11 protein-coding genes are annotated in these 20049 nt (G+C 37.9%); 4 read left to right on the top strand and 7 right to left on the bottom strand.

Translation table 11 applies throughout. The features are described 5' to 3' along the window. Positions 1-8: 8 nt before the first annotated feature. Together ffh and ACFIMA_RS01000 are read right to left on the bottom strand one after the other, a co-directional pair. Positions 9-1577, bottom strand: coding sequence for a signal recognition particle protein (gene ffh, locus ACFIMA_RS01005; RefSeq protein WP_375693009.1), 1569 nt, complete (start codon positions 1575-1577; stop codon positions 9-11). 230 nt (positions 1578-1807) lie between these two features. After that, positions 1808-2464, bottom strand: a complete 657-nt coding sequence (locus ACFIMA_RS01000) for a carbonic anhydrase (RefSeq protein ID WP_375692976.1) — start codon at positions 2462-2464, stop codon at positions 1808-1810. Positions 2465-2729: 265 nt separating this feature from the next. Here ACFIMA_RS01000 and ACFIMA_RS00995 point away from each other — a divergent pair, with 265 nt between their 5' ends. Then, positions 2730-7439, top strand: a complete 4710-nt coding sequence (locus ACFIMA_RS00995; protein WP_375692977.1) for an NAD-glutamate dehydrogenase — start codon at positions 2730-2732, stop codon at positions 7437-7439. Between the two features lie 1304 nt (positions 7440-8743). Here ACFIMA_RS00995 and ACFIMA_RS00990 read toward each other — a convergent pair. The 4 genes from ACFIMA_RS00990 to ACFIMA_RS00975 all read right to left on the bottom strand — a co-directional run bounded on the left by ACFIMA_RS00990 (position 8744) and on the right by ACFIMA_RS00975 (position 14177). Continuing rightward, positions 8744-9730, bottom strand: a complete 987-nt coding sequence (locus ACFIMA_RS00990; protein ID WP_375632429.1) for a DUF2125 domain-containing protein — start codon at positions 9728-9730, stop codon at positions 8744-8746. Between the two features lie 798 nt (positions 9731-10528). Next, complete coding sequence (locus tag ACFIMA_RS00985; RefSeq protein WP_375606037.1) at positions 10529-11275, bottom strand: glutamine amidotransferase; 747 nt, start codon at positions 11273-11275, stop codon at positions 10529-10531. A 146-nt stretch (positions 11276-11421) separates the two neighbouring features. Beyond that, on the bottom strand, positions 11422-12981 hold the full coding sequence (locus ACFIMA_RS00980) for a heme biosynthesis protein HemY (RefSeq protein WP_375632428.1): 1560 nt from the start codon (positions 12979-12981) through the stop codon (positions 11422-11424). 11 nt (positions 12982-12992) lie between these two features. Then, on the bottom strand, positions 12993-14177 hold the full coding sequence (locus ACFIMA_RS00975) for a COG4223 family protein (RefSeq protein ID WP_375632427.1): 1185 nt from the start codon (positions 14175-14177) through the stop codon (positions 12993-12995). A gap of 307 nt (positions 14178-14484) precedes the next feature. Between ACFIMA_RS00975 and tsaD the strand changes: the two genes are divergently transcribed. From tsaD to ACFIMA_RS00960, 3 genes are all read left to right on the top strand, one after another. Further along, on the top strand, positions 14485-15579 hold the full coding sequence (gene tsaD / locus ACFIMA_RS00970; RefSeq protein WP_375692978.1) for a tRNA (adenosine(37)-N6)-threonylcarbamoyltransferase complex transferase subunit TsaD: 1095 nt from the start codon (positions 14485-14487) through the stop codon (positions 15577-15579). Positions 15580-16274: 695 nt separating this feature from the next. Next, positions 16275-16709, top strand: a complete 435-nt coding sequence (locus ACFIMA_RS00965; RefSeq protein WP_375620936.1) for an EVE domain-containing protein — start codon at positions 16275-16277, stop codon at positions 16707-16709. A gap of 901 nt (positions 16710-17610) precedes the next feature. After that, on the top strand, positions 17611-18291 hold the full coding sequence (locus ACFIMA_RS00960; protein WP_375612220.1) for a response regulator transcription factor: 681 nt from the start codon (positions 17611-17613) through the stop codon (positions 18289-18291). Between the two features lie 901 nt (positions 18292-19192). On the opposite strand, the gene ACFIMA_RS00955 is transcribed toward ACFIMA_RS00960, so the two are convergent. Beyond that, positions 19193-19963: a class I SAM-dependent methyltransferase gene (locus ACFIMA_RS00955; RefSeq protein ID WP_375612730.1), complete on the bottom strand. Its 771-nt coding sequence runs from the start codon at positions 19961-19963 to the stop codon at positions 19193-19195. Positions 19964-20049: the final 86 nt, after the last annotated feature.

Raw genomic sequence — 20049 nt, 5'->3', positions numbered from 1 at the left:
TTTACATCTTATTTTTTCTTAGGATGCTGAGGAAAATTTCCCCCATCGACAATGCCATTGGAAAGACCAGGAAATGTAGGTCCACGCTTAGGAAGTCCGGGCAAGAGCTTCCCTCCATTACCATTTTCAATTTGCTTTTGAAGCATTGAGAATTTCTTTGGATCCAATCCCGACAAATCCGGCATAGCTGGAGAATCCCCTCCCAAGTTTCCCATACCACCCAAACCCATTTTGGAACCAAGGCCTCCCAACATTTTTCCCATAAAACCACTTTTTCCTTTACCACCCATGGCTTTCATCATATCAGCCATTTGGCGATACATCTTCAAAAGTTTATTAATATCAGCCGCTGTCGTACCAGACCCCTTAGCAATTCGTTGTTTGCGGCTATGTTTTAAAAGCTCTGGATTCGCCCGCTCTTTGGGTGTCATAGATGAAATAATGGCCAATTGACGATCAAACAAACGATCATCAAACCCCGCAGCCGCAATCTGCTCTTTGACCTTCCCCATTCCTGGCAACATGCCCATAATACCGCCCATTCCACCCAGTTTTTTCATTTTCTGCAACTGTTCTGCAAGATCATTCAGATCAAATTTTCCAGCTTGCATTTTTTTTGTAAAAGCAGCAGCTTTCTCGTGATCCATTGTTTCAGCAGCTTTTTCAACCAAAGAAACAATATCCCCCATTCCGAGAATACGATCAGCAATACGACTGGGATGAAATTCTTCTAAAGCATCTATTTTTTCACCAGTTCCAATTGCTTTAATTGGTTTACCTGTAACAGCACGCATAGAAAGAGCAGCGCCACCACGCCCATCACTATCCATCCGTGTTAAAATAATCCCCGTAATCCCTACACGCTCATCAAAAGAACGAGCAAGATGAACGGCATCTTGCCCCGTCAAACTATCAGCCACCAACATAATCTCATGAGGAAGGGAACATGCTTTAATTTCAGCCAATTCGAGCATCAAAGCTTCATCAATATGATTACGTCCTGCTGTGTCAAGAAGAAGCACGTCATAACCACCCAATTTAGCAGCCTGTACGGCACGTGATGCAATATCAACGGGCAGCTGACCCGCAATAATAGGCAAGCTTGCAAGTTTTGCCTGTTCTCCCAATTGGCGCAATTGCTCCTGTGCAGCGGGACGGCGTGTATCTAATGACGCCATGAGAACTTTTTTATTGTGCTTATCAGTAAAACGTTTTGCAAGCTTTGCTGTTGTGGTTGTTTTTCCCGAACCTTGCAAACCAGTCATCATGATAACAACAGGAGCTGGTGCATTTAAATCACTCAGAACGCTTTCATTTCCAAGAATATGAACCAATTCATCATGAACAATTTTAACCACCATTTGGCCTGGTTTAATTGATTTAACGATTTCGGCCCCAACAGCTTTTTCCCGAACTCTATCGGTAAAAGAGCGCACAACATCAAGAGCAACATCAGCTTCCAATAAAGCGCGACGAATTTCACGCAGCGCCTCTACAACATCCTGATCCGATAAAGCGCCACGTCCCGTCAAATGAGACAGGATAGAACCAAGTCGCTCTTGCAAGGATTCAAACATCATTTACCTCATTGTTGCATAACAAACAAACCAAAATAGCATCCGAGAACGCATCGCGCCGTCGGATGTTGACCTCTGAGATCTCTTTATACCCTTAAACTGGGGTCTCAGTCGGTGGCTCCAAGTTAATTTTGTCACTGAAAGCTTGCTCCTTCAAACAATAAAACCCCAGCTTTGTCAAGTTTTATCATAAAATATCTTTTTATACGAAGAAATAAAAACAACAAATACTATACTTCAAAGCTTTCAACTTCAACACGCATAAAACAACCTGTTTCCTGTTCCATGCTCCATAATTTTCCGCTAGAGATATCAAACCAAACACCATGCAATGTCAAAAAACCTTGATCTTTGCGAAGCTTTATCCACGGAAACGTCTCTAAATTTCTCAACGAATGGCGAATAGAAAGCTGCTCTAATGCCGTCTGTTTTTCTGGCCAAGACAGCGACTTATTATTCAAAACGATTTCTGCTGCTGGTGCTAAGAGACTTATCCATTGACCGATAAAATCATTTGATAATAAAGATTTATATGTCTCATTAAGAGCAGTACGAATGCCTCCACAATGGGCATGACCAAAAACGACAATATGTCTCACCTCAAGCAATTGCACAGCATATTCAAGAGCTGCTGATGTTGCGTGATATTGGTCATCAGGAGAAAAAGGAGGAACCACATTCGCCACGTTGCGCAGGGTGAAAATTTCCCCTGGCTTAGCATCAAAAATCATTTCTGGTACTGCACGCGAATCACAACAAGCAATGACCAAAACTTCAGGTTTCTGCCCCTCAATCGCCAATTGCTGATAATCTGCTATTTTATGTAAAAAATGATTGTTTATAAAGTTTTGGTAACCACTTAAAAGTCTTTCTGGTAAATGCGCCATTCTCTCTTTACTTTTTCTTCTTTTTTTACTTTCATTTTGTATATTTAAAAAAACAAACTATTAACATACAAAAATACTAAAAGTGCCCTTTCCTTGAAGCAAAATATTTCTTTAAAGTACAAAATATTACTAAAAAATAGCAAAAACAAACTCATTCTTTCCAAATAAAGAGCTATTTTCTTTAGAAAGAAGGTGTTACAGTATATAAAAAATATAATGGTCTGCTTTTAAAAAGACCCCTTAAGAGCAAAAAGGGAGAGTGAATGTGTTGCAACAAAAAAAAACAGAGACAAAAAACACCCAAGATAAAATAGAACAAATCCTTTTTGCCCAAACCGATAAAGAAGATATTGCTTATTATGAAAATGAAGAACTTCAAAAAGCCACAGCCATCGCGGTAAAAGCTTTTAATCTCCATCAGACGGGAAAAAATACCATCTGCTTTGAGCAAAATTTAACCCGTAGTAACAGACCTATAACCGTTATCACGCTTGTCAATGATAACAAACCCTTCCTTCTCGATTCTATTTTAAATGTTTTTAATCAACACAAAAACCATATCTATTTGATTGCACACCCCATTATTGATTGTGTTTCTGGAAAACGCATCAGTCTGATGCAAATTCACATCGAGTCATTAAACAAACAGCAAATACAAAAACTTGAAAATGAACTCACCTTAGTTCTTGAACAGGTTAATGCTGCTGTACAAGACTGGAAACCTATGCTTGAAGAAGTTGAAAAGCAGATTCATGCCTACCAAATAAGTCTTCCCCCACACTACAAACAAGAAGGCGAAAAAGCCATTGAGTTTCTTCACTGGCTAATGGACGATAATTTTATTTTCCTTGGTATGCGCACTTACAACTTCATCAAAGACCAAAAACCCCTAAAATCCTTTACGGCAAGTAATATTGAACTTGGTATACTCACGGATGCTTCTATTCATATTGTTGACGATAAAAGTATGAAAGAACCTCCTCAAGAAGTTTTATCCTTCATGGAAAGCGATAATCTGTTTATCGTGACAAAAGCGAACAGCCGCTCCAAAATTCACCGTTCTGTTTGGCTCGATTATATTGGTCTTAAAATCTTTGATAAAGAAAACCAACTCTGTGGAGAATTACGCATTGTAGGGCTTTTTACCTCCTCAGCTTATACACGTTCTATTTTGCAAATTCCTTTCTTAAAAGAAAAAGCCCGAACTATTATTCAACGTCTTGGACACAATCACGCCGATTATTCAGGAAAAGCACTCATCAGTGCTTTAGAAACCTATCCAAGAGATGAAATGTTTCGCTCTGATGTTGATACATTGACAGAAAACACTAAGCTTATTCTACAATTAGATGAGCGCCCACGTTTACGGGTTCTTGCCCACACTGATTCTTTTGGACGCTTTGTTTCTATCCTTGTCTACGTACCGCGTGACCAATATAGCAGCAGCCTGCGTGAAAAAGTTGGCGAACATTTTGTAGAGCTTTATAAAGGTGACTTTTTTGAATCTTATCCGCTATTTTTGGAAAGCACCCTTATACGTGTCTATTATATCATCCATCGCAAAGGAAACGAAACTGTTCCCCTTCACGAGCGCTCCACACTTGAACAACATGTACGTTCGATTGCACGAAGTTGGGAAGACAGGGTTCAAGCCATCGCTCTTAACAAGAAAATAACAGAGCAACAAACACGTCTAGCCAGTGAATTCCCCAACAGCTATCGTGATTTATTTTCAGCTGAAGACGCTATTAACGATGCCGGACATATTCTAAGTCTTCATGATGAAAAGCCCCTTTTCGTGATCTTTTATCACGCACAAAACAAAGAAAAACAGTGCATTTCTCTTCGGCTTTTTCACCGCCATGAAGCACTTGCCCTTTCCAAACGTGTACCACTCCTTGAAAATATGGGGTTTCGCGTTATTGCTGAACAAACCCTTGAATTACCAGATGGCAATGGGCGCTCTGTGTATCTTCATGATATGCAGCTAGAAAGTACTTTCCAACGCTGTATCGATTTTGAAAAAGACGGTCAAAAACACGCCGAAACCTTTGAAGCCATTTGGGCACAAAATGCTGATAATGACGGCTTTAATGCTCTCACCCAAACAGCTGAGCTTGATTGGCATGAAATTGTTATTTTGCGCCATTATGGGCGCTATCTCCAACAAGCTGGAATTCCTTATTCGCAAGATCGCGTTGCCCAAACTTTAAATGCTTATCCTGACATTACCCAAGATCTTTATGCTTTATTTCATTTAAAATTTCATCAAAGCCATACAGAAAAAGAACGGAAAAAAAACCAACAAGTTATTCAAAAGCGCATTGAAGAAAAATTACGGAAAGTCTCTGGTTTAGACGATGATCTCATTTTACGCCGTTATTGTAACCTTATCGAGGCGAGTTTACGAACGAATGCCTTTACGACTCTTCCTGATGGAAGTCCACGGCGTATTTTAGCCACCAAATTAAATCCACGCCAGATTGAAGGTTTGCCTGAACCGCGCCCTTACCGAGAAATTTTTGTTTATGGACCAGAAGTTGAAGGGGTCCATTTGCGTTTTGGACCTATCGCTCGTGGCGGCATTCGTTGGTCTGACCGTGCATTAGATTACCGCACCGAAGTGCTTAGCTTAGTCAAAGCCCAACAAGTTAAAAATGCGGTTATCGTTCCTGCAGGTGCAAAAGGTGGATTCTATCCCCATCGGCTTCCCCAAACAAATGACCGTGCTGTCATCATAGAAGCAGCACGACAAGCTTATACAGACTTTATAACAGCTTTGCTCTCCATTACAGACAATCTGATTAACGGCAAAATAAGTTCTCCCCACAATGTCATCTGTCATGATGACCCTGATCCCTATTTTGTTGTTGCAGCGGACAAAGGAACAGCAACTTTTTCTGATACAGCCAACGCCATCAGCCAAGCAAACCACTTTTGGCTTGATGATGCTTTTGCCTCTGGAGGTTCAGCAGGTTACGACCACAAAGACATTGGTATTACAGCTAAAGGTGCATGGGAAGCCGTCAAAAGACATTTTAGAGAGTCATTTAATCACGATATTCAAACAACGCCCTTCACCTGTGTCGGTGTTGGCGATATGTCTGGTGATGTCTTTGGCAATGGAATGCTGCTTTCCAAACAAACAAAATTGATTGCCGCTTTTGATCACCGCGATATCTTTATTGATCCAGATCCGAACATAGACGAAAGCTATGCAGAGCGTACGCGTCTCTTCAGACTACCTCGCTCAAGCTGGCAGGATTACGATAAAACCAAATTATCAAAGGGCGGTGGTATCTTCTCACGAAAAGAAAAAACCATTACTCTCTCACCTGAAGCAGCACAAGCCATTGGTTTCGAAAAACAAACAGGAACACCCTTTGAAATTATCTCTGCTCTTCTCAAAGCCCCTGTTGATCTTTTATGGTTCGGTGGCATTGGTACTTATATACGTGCTGCAACAGAAAATGATGCCCAAGTAGGTGATCGCGCAAATGATGCAATACGCATTACCGGAGAACAAGTGCGTGCAAAAATTATTGGTGAAGGAGCTAATCTTGGTGTTACACAACGTGGACGGATTGAATATGTCTTAAATGGTGGTCGATGCAATACGGATGCCATTGACAATTCTGCTGGTGTGAATTGTTCTGATATTGAGGTCAATCTCAAAATTGTTCTTGCATCAGCACTACGTGCCAAAACACTAACCCGCGAAGATCGCAATAAGCTCTTGAAAAAAATGACGCCTCAAGTCGAGCAACTCGTCTTGCGCAACAATTATCTACAACCCCTTGCGCTTTCTTTGGCGGAAAACCAAAGCACTACTGATTTGCCCTATCAAATACGCTTTATGCACGATTTGGAACAAAAAAAGCTTCTAGATCGCAGAGTTGAAATACTCCCTGATGAGCAAATTTTACGACAAAGAACAACCCAAGGCAAAGGTCTTCTCCGTCCAGAACTCGCCGTTATTTTTGCCTATGCTAAATTGACCTTAAAAGAAGAAATTGCTAATAGCCCCATTGTTGATGATCACTATTTCAATACAGCCCTGCTGAACTATTTTCCAACCCAAATTCAAGAAAATTTTAAGAAGGAAGTTATTAACCATCAATTGCGTCGTAATATTATCGCAACGCTGATTGCCAACGATATTGTAAATCGTGGAGGCCCCACTTTTGTTAATAGACTACACGATGCAACAGAACAAAAGACTGAAAATATTATTCGCGTTTTTATTGCCATCCGCGATGGTTTCGAAATTCCTCAATTGTCTGAGCAAATTGATAAGCTTGATAATAAAATACCCGGTCTTGTCCAAAATAAATTCTACGCAACAATGACCCCAATGCTCTTTGAAACAACCAATTGGGGTTTGCACAACATAGATCTCTCACGTCCACTAGAAGAAATTGTAAAAACAATAAAGCAAGCCCGTAGCGTTATTGAAAAAGAGCTTATGCATTCTCACGACAACGATATTAAGCAAAAGATTGAAGAAAAAGCATTACACTACAGCGAAGAGGGAGCACCAAAAGCATTAGCGAAACAATTAGCCCTCTTGGAAGCTGCTTCAACAATCTGTGATATTTCTTTAATTGCAAAAAAAAGCAACAGTGATCTTATTAAAACTGCAGAGATCTACTTTTCACTTGCGCAAATCATTCGTATAAACCGCATTAACGAAGCAAGTCGTATAATTCCTGTAGTAGATTATTATGATAGTATGGCTTTAAGCCAAGCCAAAGAAAATGTTTCTGAAAGCTTTCGGCAAATCGTTATGAAAATCCTCAAAAATTATGGAAAGAAAAAAGATCCTTTTGACACTTGGAAAAAAACAGAAGAAGATCATATTCACAACATTACAAACCGCATTAGCGCCCTTATTGAAAATGATCTCAATATTTCTCGTTTTACTTTTGCAGCAGGATTGATTTCTCAACTTCAAAATATTGGCTTTCAAACCTAAAGAAAATACAAAACGACCCTCTCAATCTCCCGTTCTATCCCACCACCACAACAAACCAACTAAGACAGAGCAGAAGTTTGCATTTTAGACATAACACCAAAAATAAAAATCTCGCTATTTATCACAATAGAATTGTTTGCAACAATTTCAAAAAAACAACAGGATTGATTTCTCACCCTAAAAACATAAACTTTCAGACTTAAAAGCAGTACAAAACAGCTAAGCTTTTGCTCCGTTCTATCCATCCATGACGAAGCAGCAAGGAAAGAACGGAGGCGCTATCCCGCATTTTTAGACAGAGCACTAAAAATAAACTCAAATTTTACTGTCAAATATCCTTCATCATAAAAATATAATATATTGATTTACAGTTATAATTTTATCATTTTTATGATGACTGATAATTCGATATTCTAAATTTGTCTCATTTAAAATCTGTTTATATTCAATCAATTAACCCCATTTCCCCTTGCATATTGCAAATGCGAAAGCCGAATAGATAAAAACAGTAAAGAAAGGACTAAAAATGCCCCTCATAAACCGCCTCAAGTGCTAAAAACTACAGTAAGATTGAGAATTAGCAAATATAATATGATGGTTATTCCCCCTAGCTTGTTAGTCCATAACCGAAAAGATGGTGGTGCTTAATGGCTTTATCGTTATACCATTCATAGGCGACATCGTGAAATAGCAAGCACTGAGAAATATTTTTTTTAATAAATGCGTAAATATGCAATACAAATATATTCTGTTTTACGTGGAAGACATATAGCTTCATTAAAAAATATCAGAAATAAAAGGATAAGCTTAATCCATTATTTAAAAGATATAACTGTAACTGCTTTTGAAATGCGTAAAATCGAATAAAAAATGACAGTAAAGATGGATGTTGATTTTCCCCTTTACAACTTCATATCTTCCTCCAACTAGGCTATTTACTTGTTTTAAGAGGTTACACCCAAACAGATATATGCAATATGCTCATTCCATATATAAAGAAAAAGGTTCCTAACAAGAACCACACCACCTGTATAAAAAGGCAATTCAGCATACTTTAAAATGCCACTTTTTCCATACAAACACTGTTACTATATGTAGTTTGATATAAGATTTTGTACTAAGTGAAAAGAGGTTGGACGAGTTAGGAGTAGGTGGTAATTTTTTATTTTTATAGCTATTTTTTTTACCATTAAATACGCATTTTGTTAAAATAGATTTTGACACTCTAAAATTGTAAAAAAGTATGAAAATCAGAAAAAATCGAAATTTGGTAGTAAAAATGAAAAAAGGCTTTGGTACAACACCTAAAGTGGAGCAAGACGACCAAGTTTTAAAAATCCCAGTTTTACCCACCCATTGTTAATGAGCAAGGAAAGAACGGGAGCGCCGTCCGCATTTTTAGGCAAAGCACCCAAAATAAAAAATAACGCTTGAAGATTATTGGCTTGCGCGGGAAATAAGCGCTGCAGAGTGTCAAGAAGCTTCATGGACTGAATAAGGACAAGTTCAAATTTTGCTGTCAAATATCCTTCATCATCAAAAGAAAAAGGTCCACTAATACGCACTGCACCACCTGTATGAAAAGTCAATTCACCTTGCTTTAAAAGTCCACTTTTTCCATACAGTCGCTGTTGCCAATTTTTTTCTTCATGTTCAAACAGAAGAGAGGCATCATTTAAAATCCATTTCAAATTGCCATCAATTTTAGGAATATCAACAAAAGAAGATTTTAAAAAGGGAGAAGCATCAAAACCGTCAAAAGTTATATGTCCCGATAAATCATTCTTTTCATGTTTAAGATCAAGTCGAAAAAATTCTGCCGTTATTTTTTGAGGCATGTCTTGTGGCTCTAACGGCTGAATAATCACGTCATGCGTATTTTGCAAAGATGCCGGATCTTCAATATTTTCTTGTGTCGTTTTTTTATCTGTCGTTGGTGCTCTTAATGCTTCTTGAAGCTTTTGATCTTCAGGGGAAGAGGAAAAAGATGAAATCTCAAGCCCTTCAGCTATAAACTTCAATGTTTTACCCGTTTTCCAATAAGGCTCTGTTTCAATCACCAAATTGCGCCAATGCGATACTATGGGAGTTTTTCCGGAAAAAACAATTAATGCAGGAGAATGAACATTAAACTCGACCAAATGAGGTGCGTAAATTGGTGCACCAGCTGTCAAACGCCCCGTCGATAAAGAAACTCCATGTAAAGGCCAAGAAAATTGAAACTTGTCACAAACAACACCGACACGTAAAGGATAACCATCCTTGTGCACATTCTCACATACCGCCGCCATATTATGGGAAGATACTTTTGTGAATATATTAGAAACATAGTCTTCTATTTTACGCGAAAAAAAAACCAGAGTGCGCTATAAATAAATATCAGAGCAAGACAAAAGAGCCCACAAATTAAATAACTCAAAGAAAAACTTTTTTGTGATGATGGTATTTGAAAGGATTTAGACAATATTCAAACTTTCTTTATCTCTTAACTTCCTCCCCACCCTAAAAAGGATAAAGATTCCCAACCACGTTCAGTTTATACACAATCCAACTTCTTAATCGACCGGATTTTATCTACTGATCACTTCAAGAAGTCCCTATACATCGTTCTAAAGTACAGTATCTCATAAGCTCAATAAACAAGATTTTCTTAAAAAAAACCCATTACACCCTTTAACAAAAAACACCTCATGTGTAAAGTTTTACATAGATTTTCTACCTCTAGCTTAAACCATACTGTTTTACAGCACAACAAAAATGATAATGAATAGTGTTTCTTAACGATAAAGCCATTGAGCCCCCCATCTTTACGCTTATGGAGACCCCAAAGCCAGCACCATCATTATATTTGGCTAGCCCCCAAATGTTGCGACAGCCCTTGGCACTTAAGACAGTTCATAAGAAGCATTTTTAGTCTTTTCTTATACAGTTTTTGCCCACACGCCAGCCCTACTTGTGACATGCAAACAAGAGGTTTTTATTGAGTCAACATACACAGGTTTGGAATGAAAAAACCTTACTATATTCGGGGTTCTCATTCAATATACAAAACCGTGAATTACCTATATAAATCAATTCGTTGTCAACAATCACACAAGTACGGGCGGTGTACAAAAAATCTGGTGTAATGCGCTTTCAAACCATTGGCTCAAAGCTCGATCATAGATTAAACGACCTTTCAAATGTGCACAAGCAGGTTGAGCACCTTTTTCAGTCAATTTATGTGCCGAACGCACGACCAAACGCCGCATCATAGCGCGTGTAAATTCAGCATGAAACTGCAAGCCCCATGCATTGTTTCCATAACGAAAAGCTTGTGTAGGATATGTATTCCCTGTTGCCAAAAGCATTGCCTCTTTCGGTAAATCATAAATACCTTCATCATGGAAATGGTAGACCATCTCTGGCCAATTCATCAATTCCTTCCCTTGTGGGGTTGCTTCTAGTGGATACCAGCCGACTTCAACAGTCCCATCACTTCTTGTACCAACGCGCCCCCCTAGATTTCGCGCTAACATTTGTGCTCCAAGACAAATACCCAAAAAAGGCTTATTTTCCTTTAGTGATAACGAAATCCAATCAATTTCCTCACCAATATAGGCTTCGCTGTCATTCACACTCATCGGTCCCCCTAAAATAACAACGCCGGCATAATGCTCTAATGTATCAGGGAGTTTTTGTCCAAAAATAGGACGATAAATATCAAGAACAAAACCATTTTGTTGTAAAAATTTTCCCAACCGACCAGTATAGGTAGAGCGCCGATGAATAACGACAGCAATCCTTGGTTTGTTATTTTTTTGTTTTTTATCAAGACATCTCTGATTTAAAAACATTTTTTAACCAATCACCTCTGCTACCAAGCAAAACTTTATTTTTAAAGCATAAGAGAATAATTTTATTGGACAAGACTAACGATATTTTTTCTTCTAGGTCAATTGTTTCTTCTGAGAAAACATTCGTATTATCACATTGGTGCAATTTAAAATAAACGAAATTTTTTCCTCGATAAAGATGTTTCTTCTTCTGTTTTAACCCCTGGATCATCAACATTTAAGTGAGTTTGACTGAACATTTTTACATCTTTTTCTTTTATATCTTGTTTCTCCACCTGCACATTATGCAAAAGAGAATCATCTATAGGTGTTAATTTTTCAAGCTTCTTATCTCCAACATCATCACTTTTTCCCATAACATACTCTTTGTCTTGCCTTTTCGACACAATATTGTCCGCCTCTAATGTGAGAGAAGGCATACAAGGAGGCGCCTTCCATTCAAAACAGCCCAAACGTCCACTGATTGGAGAAACCACTGACCAAGAAGAAAAAATGGCCCCATCACACATCCACACTGGATCACGTTCAGCACGAAGTGCTAAAGAAAGCCATTGACGCACAGCACCTTGATTGTTTCCCTGTGCCTCTTCAATATCTGCCAACAATAAATAAACACTTTCCCGTGGATGACATTGTAATGCTTTTTGTGCCTTCTCTCTTGCTAATGCTGTTTCACCAGCATCCAAAGCTGCTTTAGCAATAAGGAAAGCCGACTCAAATGCATCTTTATTATAAGAAGCAAGTGTCTTAGCCCTTTTCAATCGCCCAATGGCTCCTTCTTCTCTTTCAAGATAAAGCGCTCCCAAGTCAGGATGAGGCTCCTTTTGCCAAGCCGCTATAATCATTTTATCCGCTTTACGCGTTTCGTTTAATTTATAAAGAATATCAGCAGCAATAACTATTATTGGAACAAAATCAGGCGCCAATTTATGGGCTTTCAAAATAGCTTCACGTGCTTGTACAGGATGTGTATCAAACAAAGAAAGTGCCTGCCCACTTAGTAGTAAAACCTGTATATGCTGCCGCTCTGGAATCGCGCGAATAGAACGCGGGAGAGCTTTTTGCGTTCTTTCAAAAATAGTAAGTGCCTTATCCCATTTACCCTCAGTACTTAACCGATCAAGCACCGCCTGATGCGCCCATAAAAGTGCTGGCGATAAAGTCAGTGCCTCTTCAGCATATTGTTGCGCTGCCTCATAAGCTTTACTCTTCATTGCTTCACGAAACAAACCATAAAGTCCAACCAGTTTTGTCGGATCTTCCTTTCTCATCTCTTCATAAAGACCGATGGCGCGAACAGAGTCATTTTGTAAAGACAAGGTTTGCGCTTGTAAGAGTTTTACCAATGGCTCTTGTTTCCCTGCAAGATATTTAGCAACACGTGCTTCCATTTTTTGCGCAACCATACTATCACCAGCAAAAGTTGCAAGAATCCCCTTTGAAAGAGCTTCGTAACCACGCTTTTGATGGCGTTTATAAAAATAATTGGAAAGAGCATTCGGTATGGAAAAAAAGAAAGACAATAACCACCATAAAAGCACCAGCGTTACAAAAAATAAAATAAGCACACTTAACACTGTAAGAAATGAAGCAGAAAATCTGAAATGCAAAAATGTGAGAACAAAAATACCATTGTGATTAGCTACCCACGTGAAAGCTAAACCGAGGATACAAACAACAAAAATATAAATAAAAACACGTATCATCTTGGGCCTATTTACATCTTTGTTGCTTTAAAAGATCCTTGTTGCACAGACAATAACAATTGCTGCAACAACTGTTGAATAGCAATATGTCTTTCAAGCTGCTTAACAAAATCCATTGAAACATCTTTTGCACTTTGAGGCAATGATTGCCATTCGCTCAAAGCCTTTTCGTAATCACCAGCTTGAATGGCAACTTCCATGCGTGCCGCAATAGCCCCCAGGGTTGGCCCTTCAACATTTCCAATCGGTCGCGAAACAATAAGCCCTTTTATCCATGCTAAAATTCGGTCAAAAAAACCAGCATCTGACGCAACAAGATTTTGCGTACCAACAATTGCATCGGCAACATGAGAAAAATCAACTGAAAGTTGTGCTGAACTTGGAAGACCCACAGTAGCTGTTTTTTGCAACACATCAAGTCCATTAATCGAAGGCGATAATTGTTGTAACAGCTTTAATTCATTATTATAAGATCCACCACGCTCTATAGCATTTTTTAATGAACTAATTGCAGTAAAGAGCGCGGTATCTATTTCTTTTTTCTCACTATTTTTAACAGCAGTTTCTTCCTGTAGTGCTTCTAACTGTTGTTTTAACGCAGCAAGATCATTTGCATTGCTCTGCCCAACAGACAAAGCCGTCTCTATCTCTTTCGACTTTCTAACAAAAGTTTGTACAGTTTCTTCAAGAGCTTTTACTTTTTCCTCTAAAATCGCAAAAGCTTTTTTGCTTTCTTCTTTCGATAGTTCATCATTTTTCGTTGTTTTAAACTGTTGTGATGAAAAAGAAGAAAACTCTGTTTTTAACGTATCAATTTCTTGAAAGACCCGCCTCAATTGTTCCTTTGTGTCTTCACCTTGACTTTTTGCGGCTTCAGCAATCTGCAAAGCTTTTTCTCCTCCAGCAGAATTTTCCACAAAAGGAGAAGGAAAAAAACCAGCCCATTGAAGCCCCATAAAAACTCCCAAAGCAATGAATCCTCCCAAAATCCCAGAAAGGGACAAGAAAAGCCAAGTTGTACTAGAGATACTTTTATCCTGACCTTGCATATTCTGTTTTTCTCGCGCATGAGATTCTACAGAATTATGGATTTTTTCCTCTGAATCATGGGGAACAGCTTCATGTTCAATAACTGGTTTCTTACGGCGCGTACCAGCATAATGTGGTTTAACTTTTGGTTTTGAAGAATCGACCATCTCTGTCACTTTTCGTGCACACTTTTTTTAATGATAAAATAATAAAATGAAAAAAGTTTTAAAAACGCAGCTTTTCTCAATAATATTTACAATTATCGCCTTTAATAGACAAGTTTTAAAAAAACATTTGCATTTTATACTCGAAAATACAGCTTTATTTTTTAATCAATGATATCATAAAATTCAAAGAAAACGCCAAAACACATATTTTTCATAGAAAAAACAATTCTAAGAGAAATACTTTGCATCTTTTTCTGTTCATGGTACGCACGCAGGAAAGAAGCTTCAATATAAGGTTTTGTTTAAAATGCGTCTGCTGGGAATAGAAACAAGTTGTGATGAAACGGCAGCGGCTGTCATTGAATATAACAATGAATCAAACAGCCGAATTCTTTCCAATGTTGTTTGGAGTCAAATTGATCACCATGCACCTTACGGCGGTGTTGTTCCTGAAATTGCTGCTCGTGCCCATGTTGAAGTTCTTGATCATTTAATTCTGCAAGCACTAACAGAAGCAAACACAAAATTAAAAGATATTGATGGCATTGCAGCCACCAGTGGGCCTGGTTTGATAGGAGGATTGTTGGTAGGCGTTATGAGCGCAAAAGCACTCTCTCTTGCCACTGGCAAACCATTTATTGCGGTAAATCACTTAGAGGGACATGCTTTAACAGCTGTGTTAACGCACAACGTCAGCTTTCCTTATTTATTACTTTTAGTTTCAGGAGGTCATACACAAACAATTATTGTTCATGGAGTAGGCAACTATCAACGTTTAGGAACCACTATTGATGATGCATTAGGAGAAGCCTTTGATAAAACAGCAAAACTTTTAGGTCTTCCTTATCCTGGTGGACCAGCACTTGAAAAAGCAGCTTTATTTGGTGATAAAAATCGCATCCCTCTTCCACGACCTTTAAAAGGTGAAAAACGGTTAGACTTTTCTTTTTCAGGACTCAAAACTGCTGTTCGACAAGCCGCAACAGCCATAGCTCCTCTTACAGAAAATGATATTGCTGACATTGCCGCAAGTTTTCAAGCCGCTGTGACTGATACGGTACGTGATCGTGTTCACCTAGCTTTACAACACTTTACCCACCAATATCCTCTCTCTGATAATCAAGAAAAGCATTCTCCTGCTTTAGTTGTTGCAGGCGGTGTTGCCGCAAACCAAGCCATTCGCTCTACGTTGCAAGAACTTGCCCATCAACATGGTTTTGAATTTATAGCCCCTCCTCTTTCCTTGTGTACCGATAATGCTGCAATGATTGCTTTTGCCGGTGCACAAAAACTCGTACGAGGAGAAACAAGCTCTCTTGACATTGCACCCCGCTCACGCTGGCCATTAGATGAAAAAGCCCCGCCCTTGATCGGGATGGGACGCCGTGGAACAAAAGCATAATAAAATTGACGTCCTACACACATCTTAAAGAACGAAGATTTCTACTCAATCCGGTCTATAGATAGTCCGAATTCTCTATCGAGCAGATTCCACCTGCTTCCCACTCACACAATTCACTTAACCCAAAGATCGACACGTAAACCTAAATATTCACCACACATTCTTAAAAACTTCATGTTTCAAAAAACTGCCTTATATCATTACACTTCAAATGACGGTATTTTACAGCATAATAAGACGCACTCTATCCCACAAAGCATAGATATGAATGCCATTCGTTGACCTCATCATCTTTGACCATTTATTCGTTTCATTGTCATTGTAATTTTAAAGCTTTTTAGAACCAATTTTCTTGCTAAATTCTCTCCAACGCAATGCTCCAATGATCCTATAGTAACTACATTTCAAACAGCAGCTGAAAAGATGATTAAGCTTCCACATGGCTGAGCAATTTTAAGTCTATTACTTCGATACACTGATATATTTTTCTGCTACAAGATAAGCAAAATACCTTTATACAACATAAAATATCAATGGAGCGCATTTTTCTATATACAAGTTATTTTGAAATAAGAAAAAACAGATAATGCCCGTTCTTTACTCCATTTTAAAAATCACCCTTGATGATATTACAAAGATACTTATAAAAAATTGGACATGACGAATGCATAACAATCTATGAAAAAGGTGAACACATGGCTTATTGGCTTTTTAAATCTGAACCCCATAAATGGTCATGGGAGATGCAAAAGAAAAAAGGAGCTGATGGCGAACAATGGGATGGTGTACGCAATTATCAAGCTCGTAATAATATGCGCGCTATGAAATATGGTGATAAAGGTTTTTTTTATCATTCAAATAAAGGTTTAGAAATTGTAGGAATTGTAGAAATATGTGCTGAAGCGCACCCTGATTCTACAAGCTCTGATCCACGCTGGGAATGTGTGGACATCCGTGCACTTTGTGACATGCCAACACCTGTTTCATTAAAACAAATTAAAGCTAATCCCAAACTAGCAAATATGGCGCTGGTCAAAGCCAGCCGCTTATCAGTGCAACCCGTGACAGAAGATGAATGGAAAGAAGTCTGTTTGATGGGCAACCTTAAGAGAGAAATGCTTTTATCTTAAAACAATAATTTTTATTCATTAACTCATATAAAAAGATGCTTCATAGCGCAGAAGAATAAGCACAACACCTCCTTCTGTTGAGGTATTCTCATGCTAAATGCATAAATATGATATTTTTTTTGTCATTTTTTATCCTGCACTCTTTCTCAATACAGTCTCCTTCCAAATTACACAAAAAACCTCTTTATGATGCATCTTTTCGGCATTGCTAAAAGCAAGGCTTACTCAACAATTATAATAAGCAACACCATGAACATAACACACAGCCCCTTCGCACACAAATGCAACGAAAAAACAAAACTGAACGTGGATAAAAAACAATAAAAATGATCGTGAAATTCTCCTAAACAGTGCATATGTGCTAGGTGTTGCACAATTCTCTTCACACTTAAAAAACGCATCATATTGCGTGTTTATTGTTTTGCATGTTGGACGAGTGCGCCTCATACCGCAGGATTCTCTCATTCCCAACCTGTTTATTGAATCAATCAAAAGCTATTTGCTTGCACATTCTAAGCGGAGAAAGTCCCATATAGATAAAAAACGTGAAAGAAAGGACTAAAAATTCCTCCTATGAATCGTCTCAAGTGCCAAGGACTGTCCGCAACACCCACGAGCTGGCAAAGTGAATGATAGTGCCAGCTTGTTTCTCCATAAGCGTAAAGATGATGACACTCAATAGCTAAAACACCTCTAGAACATAAAAAACGCTTCCAACCAATACGTAAAATACCCTGCAGACGGAATACCTTCTTTTCAGCAAGCAACCATTAGAAATTATAAAAGTTTATTTTTTAGAAGCGCTCTTTTTTAATTTTCCTCTTTTAATTTTTCTTGCATGAAATCTTATTTTTCATGAAACTATATCAATCAGTGCATCAACATGCCTATAAGGAAAAACATGAACCACTATACTCTTTTAATCGTTGAAGACGATGATCTACGCCCCATTTTAGTAGAACAATTGCAAATGCATCAAGAGTTTAAAATTTTCCAAGCAAAAACAGCAGAAGCGGGAATGAGAATAATCCAAGAAGAAAATATTGATCTCACTATTTTGGGATTTCAACTTCCTGATCTTGATGGCTACAAAGCCGTTAAACAATTACGCACCCAAGGATTTCGTGCCCCCATTATCATGATAATAAATTATGATACAGACTGTGATAATATTTTAGATCTTGAAACAGGCGCCAATGATTATGTAACAAAACCCTTTCGCTTTGCGGTGTTATTGGCGAGAATTCGAGCACAGTTGCGCCAATATGAACAAAATGAAGACGCAACCTTTCATATTGGTCCCTATACTTTTAAACTAAGACAAAAACTTCTTCTTGATCAATGCAACAATAAAATCTGTCTCACAGAAAAAGAAGCAGCGATCCTTAAATGTCTCTATCATGCCAATGATAAAATTGTCAGCCGTGAAACATTGTTAGAACAAGTTTGGGGATATAATGAAAATATTATCACCCATACTTTAGAAACCCATATCTATCGTTTGCGACAAAAAATCGAAAACGATCCCTCCAATGCGCAAATTCTCATAACAGATCAAAATGGTTACCGTTTAAATCTTTAATTCGAGATTTTATGTTTCAAAAATAATTTTAATATTCTAAATGAAAACAGAAACGAGATGAAAAAACCTTCGCATATAATTCGAATGCTATTACATAGAACTTACTCTTATGACAAAATATATAACATTATGAATAAAAAACGAAATATTCCAACATGAGAACCAAAAACAAAAATGCTTTCAACCCTCACGATATACTTTGTAACTTCTGTTTCACATGCTTTTGTTCTTTCTAAAGTTTTTAATATGTTTCGCATATAAATAATCGTGATATCTTTTAGCAACATTCTTGATCATAACTATCATCTTTAGATGAGTGCTATTTATGATTATTTTTTTCAGAAAAACCGCTCCACGCACTGCTTTATCTCACATTCACTAACCTAACTTGAGAGATGTTTTTTATCTTTATAGTTTTCCTCCATTCTTTATGACTTTATCTCCTCTTAAGAGGTTATATAATTCATGATATAACGCTAAATGTTTATCCTAACGATAAAGCCACTGGGCATCACCATCTTTACGCTTATAAAAGAACAAGCCAGCACCATCACACACTTATGTTAGATCTCGATGTTGCAGAGGAGCCCTTGATACTTGAGATGGTTTATAAGAAGCATTGTAATCCTTCCTTGTACAGTTTTTAACCACCATAAACCATATTATGTAAGATCTCTTGGACTCTGCTATTTTTACGTTTACGAAGATACCAGCATTTTTTTCTTTTAAAATGTTTCCACTATTCATGAAATATGGTTCGGTATATAGATACTTGAGATTTTTATTCACATACCAATTCCACATATTAATGTACAAAAGAATATTTTTTAATTGTAAATGCAAAAAATTGAAATAAGAGAATGCCTCTATATTTGCGGTTCTTATGACAATGACAAAATGATTAATTATCTTTATAAATTAAAATATTTCTTGTCTGTGGTGATAAAGCAGGAATAAAAATACGTCGCGACTGACGACGCTGTACGAGCAAACCCTGATAAACACGTTTTTGTGCCTGACACATTAAGAGTCCACCAAAATAAGGCAAAAGATAGCGAGCAAATGGCTCGTAAAAAAATGAGAGCAACCGCGAAAAATACCCCGTAGAGGGCATATAGTGTACAATTTCTTGTATTGGTCCAGAAACAAAATTTGTTTTTTCGAACAAACGAGTAATTTGTTGCCGACTATAGGGTTCGCCATAACCAAAGGGCGTAGTAATATTGCGCGCCCAAAAGCCAGAGCGATTAGGTACAATAACGATCAAGTGGCCATTGGGTGCTAAAACACGCCATATTTCATTCAACGTTTCAAATGAATTTTCTGTATATTCTAATGCATGTACCAATAAAATACAGTCAACTGACGCATCCGGAAGCGGCAAATCTTCTTCAAAAACAAGCGCTGTAGCAACTTGCTCAGAACAAGGCCAAGGCGAAACACCCTGAGAAGCTGGCATAAAAGCAAAACATTGTTGGGCACGTTCACGCAATGTAGAAAGATAAGGAAGTGCATAACCCAATCCCATAATCCGTTTATCCGTAAGATCAGGCCACCATAAATTCAATTGGTCACACAGCGTTTTTTGCACACGCAGTCCAAGTGCAGAAGCATAAAAATCTTTCAGCGTAACGATATCCAACTCAACATACCATGTAGAAACAAATTTCAAACATTACAGATTTTCATATACCAAACCTATATGGACTTCTGCTTTTTTTCCGCAATAGCGAACATTTCAATATTGCATATTTTAAA

It is taken from the genome of Bartonella sp. AP88HLJMH (assembly GCF_042195605.1).
Classification (GTDB): Bacteria; Pseudomonadota; Alphaproteobacteria; order Rhizobiales; family Rhizobiaceae; genus Bartonella.
This window is presented reverse-complemented; position numbering and strand designations above follow the sequence as displayed.

Coding starts and splice junctions, on each gene's coding strand:
- ACFIMA_RS00965 (WP_375620936.1), top strand. CDS start 16,275: ATGGCTTATTGGCTTTTTAAATCTGAACCCCATAAATGGTCATGGGAG.
- ffh (WP_375693009.1), bottom strand. CDS start 1,577: ATGTTTGAATCCTTGCAAGAGCGACTTGGTTCTATCCTGTCTCATTTG.
- ACFIMA_RS00990 (WP_375632429.1), bottom strand. CDS start 9,730: ATGGCGGCGGTATGTGAGAATGTGCACAAGGATGGTTATCCTTTACGT.
- ACFIMA_RS00960 (WP_375612220.1), top strand. CDS start 17,611: ATGAACCACTATACTCTTTTAATCGTTGAAGACGATGATCTACGCCCC.
- ACFIMA_RS00980 (WP_375632428.1), bottom strand. CDS start 12,981: ATGATACGTGTTTTTATTTATATTTTTGTTGTTTGTATCCTCGGTTTA.
- ACFIMA_RS00975 (WP_375632427.1), bottom strand. CDS start 14,177: ATGGTCGATTCTTCAAAACCAAAAGTTAAACCACATTATGCTGGTACG.
- ACFIMA_RS01000 (WP_375692976.1), bottom strand. CDS start 2,464: ATGGCGCATTTACCAGAAAGACTTTTAAGTGGTTACCAAAACTTTATA.
- ACFIMA_RS00985 (WP_375606037.1), bottom strand. CDS start 11,275: ATGTTTTTAAATCAGAGATGTCTTGATAAAAAACAAAAAAATAACAAA.
- tsaD (WP_375692978.1), top strand. CDS start 14,485: ATGCGTCTGCTGGGAATAGAAACAAGTTGTGATGAAACGGCAGCGGCT.